The 3,397-nt window shown below is 73.4% G+C and carries 4 protein-coding genes; 3 read left to right on the top strand and 1 reads right to left on the bottom strand.

Going from position 1 to position 3,397, the window contains the following annotated elements; all coding sequences use genetic code 11:
- The coding region (locus tag ACFW2E_RS43820) for a saccharopine dehydrogenase family protein (RefSeq protein ID WP_384476856.1) at window positions 1–1,048 on the bottom strand (1,048 nt) is incomplete at its 3' end.
- Between the two features lie 91 nt (window positions 1,049–1,139).
- Here ACFW2E_RS43820 and ACFW2E_RS43815 point away from each other — a divergent pair.
- The 3 genes from ACFW2E_RS43815 to ACFW2E_RS43805 form a co-directional block, all read left to right on the top strand.
- Window positions 1,140–1,520: an MmcQ/YjbR family DNA-binding protein gene (locus tag ACFW2E_RS43815; protein ID WP_384476853.1), complete on the top strand. Its 381-nt coding sequence runs from the start codon at window positions 1,140–1,142 to the stop codon at window positions 1,518–1,520.
- A gap of 135 nt (window positions 1,521–1,655) precedes the next feature.
- Window positions 1,656–2,810, top strand: coding sequence for a CaiB/BaiF CoA transferase family protein (locus ACFW2E_RS43810; protein ID WP_384476850.1), 1,155 nt, complete (start codon window positions 1,656–1,658; stop codon window positions 2,808–2,810).
- Window positions 2,810–3,397, top strand: a 588-nt coding sequence (locus ACFW2E_RS43805) for an LLM class flavin-dependent oxidoreductase (RefSeq protein ID WP_384476859.1), incomplete at its 3' end; no start/stop codon positions are given. The genes ACFW2E_RS43810 and ACFW2E_RS43805, both read left to right, overlap by 1 nt.

The raw sequence follows: 3,397 nt of genomic DNA, 5'->3' as shown, positions 1-3,397 counted from the left end.
CCGACTGGGCGAATCTCTTCCCCGTCTCGTCGGAGCCGGGGTCGCCGCCCCTGACCTCCGTGAACACGCGGTGGCCGCCGCCCTCGCCGACGAAGCGCACCGAGAACCAGCTCTTCGCCCGCTTCTCGGCGCTGGGCCCCTCCCCGGGCCGGAGCCGGTCGGACAGCCCGCGCCGGGCGGGCGGCACCTGGGCGGCGGCCACCACCGCGCCCACGGCCGCGACCCCGCCGAGTGCGACGGGCAGCCGCCTGACGGCCGCGTAGTGCCGGTCGCTGAATACATGTCCGTAGAGGTCCAGGACCTTCGCCGACCTCCGCACGATCTGCGCGTCGACGGTCGGCAGCGGGAAGGCCCAGGCGCCGACCTCCCTGGCGTACCGCGGGGCTCCCGTCGGCGCCGTCGCCCGGCGTCCCACCAGCCGCGGCTCGTGGCGCCCGCGGTCGCGCGCGGCGGCGAGCATCTGCCGGCCGCGGGCCATCTGGTTCAGCGCCGAGGCGAGGGTGCCGCCCGAGAAGGCGGCGTCGGCGGTCACGTATCCGTCCACGGTCAGCGGCACGCCCTCGGGCAGCTGCCGGACGGTGAAGTACACCCCGAGGTCGTGCGGCACCGAGTCGAAGCCGCAGGCGTGCACCAGCCGGGCCCCGGTCTCCCGGGCGCGTGCGTCGTGGCGGACGTACATCAGGTCCACGAACTCGGGCTCGCCGGTGAGGTCGAGATAGTCGGCCCCGGTGTCCGCGCAGGCGGCGACGAGTTCCTCGCCGTACTGGACGTACGGGCCGACGGTGGAGGCCACCACGCGCGCGTGCCCGGCGAGTTCGCGCAGCGTCTCCGGCTCGGCCACGTCCGCCCGCAGGATCCCCGCCTCCGCGCCGCCGGGCAGCCGGTCGCGCAGCGCCCGCAGCCGCTTCTCGTCACGGCCGGCGATCGCCCAGCGCAGGCCCTCGGGCGCGTGCGCGGCCAGGTACTCCGCGGTGAGTGTCCCGACGAAGCCCGTGGCTCCGAAGAGCACGATGTCGTACGGACGATCCGTCCTGTTCAGCCTGCTCATGACACCCCTCGGTCGTGCAACCCGCGCCGCTGTCGGTGGCTGAGGCTAGCGTGAAGGGTGCCGAGCCCGACGACCAGCCCGGAGGCAGCCGATGGCCGTGCCCAGGAACGTCCTGAAGAAGTGGGAGAAAGCACGCGCGTTCGCGCTCGCGCTGCCGGGCACGGCCGAGGAGTTCCCGTGGGGCGAGAGCGTCGCGAAGGTCAACAGCAAGGTGTTCGTCTTCCTGGGCGTCGACGACGGCAGCCACCCCGTGGGCATCACGGTCAAGCTCAAGGACGAGTCGGCCCGCGCCCACGCGCTGACCTCTCCGGGCGCCGAACCCGCGGGGTACGGCCTCGGCCGGGCGGGCTGGGTGCGGATCCCGCTGCAGGAGAGCGGCGCCCCGAAGGCGGGGCTGCTGTGCGACTGGATCGAGGAGAGCTACCGCGTGATCGCCCCCAAGCGGCTCATAGCCGAACTCGACGCGCGCTGACCTCGCGCACCTCACGCTGGTCGCGACTTCCGGGTAACTTGGCTAAGCGCTTGCTCGTCCAGGTCTTGTGCCCGGTGGAACACGTTCTTAGCATCACTGGTGTTACATCAGTTGTGTCACATGGCTGGGGGCGGTATGACGACGGCAGGGACGCCGACGCCGGGAGACGGCCCGCTCGCGGGCGTGCGCGTGGTCGAGCTGGCCGGCATCGGGCCGGGCCCGTTCGCCGCGATGCTCCTCGCCGACCTGGGCGCGGACGTCGTGCGCGTGGACCGGCCGGGCGGCAACGGTCTGGCCGTCGACCCGGCGTACGACGTCACCAACCGCAACAAGCGCTCGGTCCTCGTCGACCTGAAGGCGGCTGACGGTCCCGCGCGCGTCCTCGACCTGGCCGAACGGGCCGACGTCCTCATCGAGGGCTTCCGCCCCGGCGTCGCCGAACGGCTCGGCGTCGGCCCCGGGGACTGTCACGCCCGCAACCCCCGACTGGTCTACGGACGGATGACCGGCTGGGGCCAGGAGGGCCCCCTCGCCCAGCGCGCCGGCCACGACATCGCGTACATCGCCCTCACCGGCACCCTCGGCATGATCGGCGCCCCAAACGAACCCCCGGCCGTTCCCGCCAACCTGGTGGGCGACTACGCGGGCGGCTCCCTCTACCTGGTGGTCGGCGTGCTCGCGGCGCTGCACCACGCGCGCGAAACCGGCACCGGCCAGGTCGTGGACGCCGCGATCGTGGACGGCGCCTCGCACCTCGCCGCGATGATCCACGGCATGCTCGCCGCGGGCGGCTGGCAGGACCGGCGCCGTGCCAACCTCCTGGACGGCGGCTGCCCCTACTACGGGACGTACGAGACGGCCGACGGCAGGTACATGGCGGTCGGCGCCCTGGAGCGGCAGTTCTACGAGGAGTTCCTGCACCTGATGGACCTCGACGACCTGGCCCCGGCCCGCAAGGACTGGACCCGCTGGGGAGAGCTGCGCGAGCGCGTCGCCGCCCGCTTCAAGTCCCGTACCCAGGACGAGTGGACGGCCGTCTTCGAGGGCTCCGACGCCTGCGTGGCCCCCGTCCTGTCCCTGCGCGAGGCCCCTGACCACCCGCACCTGGCCGCCCGCGGCACCTTCACCGACCACGGGGGCATCACCCAGCCCGCACCCGCACCCCGCTTCTCCGCGACCCCCACCACCGTCCGCACCGGCCCCGCCCTGCCCGGCGCCGACACCACGGAAGTGGCCCGCGACTGGGACGTACCCCGGCTCATCACCGACCCCGACAAGGACGGCGAATGATGGAACTCTCGATCCCCCTCGACTACGCGACCGACCCGCGCACGGCCGCGGACCGGGCCGCAGCGCTGGAGTCGGCGGGCCTCGACGCCGTCTGGGTCGCGGAGGCGTACGGCTTCGACGCACCCACGATCATGGGCTATCTGGCCGCCCGCACCGAGCGGATGAAGATCGGCTCGGCGATCCTCAACGTCTACTCCCGCACCCCCGCCCTCATCGCCCAGACGGCCGCCGGCATCGACGCCATGTCGGGCGGCCGCGCGATCATCGGGCTGGGCGCCTCCGGCCCCCAGGTGATCGAGGGCTGGCACGGGAAGGCGTACGACAAGCCTCTCGGCCGTACCCGCGAGACCATCGAGCTGACCCGCCGCATCCTGCGCCGCGAGGTCATCGACCACCACGGCATCACGGACATGCCCCGGCCCGGCGGCCTGGGCAAGCCCCTGAAGATCCTGACCAGGCCGGTGCGTTCCGCGGTGCCGCTGTACGTCGCCTCCCTCGGCCCCGCCAACGTCCGCATGACCGCCGAGATCGCCGACGGCTGGCTGCCCACCCTGTTCGTCCCCGAGAAGGCCAAGGAGGTGTGGGGG

The sequence above is a fragment of the Streptomyces sp. NPDC058964 genome (assembly GCF_042741275.1).
Lineage (GTDB): Bacteria > Actinomycetota > Actinomycetes > Streptomycetales > Streptomycetaceae > Streptomyces.
The sequence above is the reverse complement of the archived record's forward strand: the minus strand, read 5'-3'. Positions and strand labels throughout refer to the sequence as shown.

Bases quoted from the DNA above. Each gene is read 5' to 3' on its own strand.
- ACFW2E_RS43810 (WP_384476850.1), top strand. From the start codon at position 1,656: ATGACGACGGCAGGGACGCCGACGCCGGGAGACGGCCCGCTCGCGGGC.
- ACFW2E_RS43815 (WP_384476853.1), top strand. From the start codon at position 1,140: ATGGCCGTGCCCAGGAACGTCCTGAAGAAGTGGGAGAAAGCACGCGCG.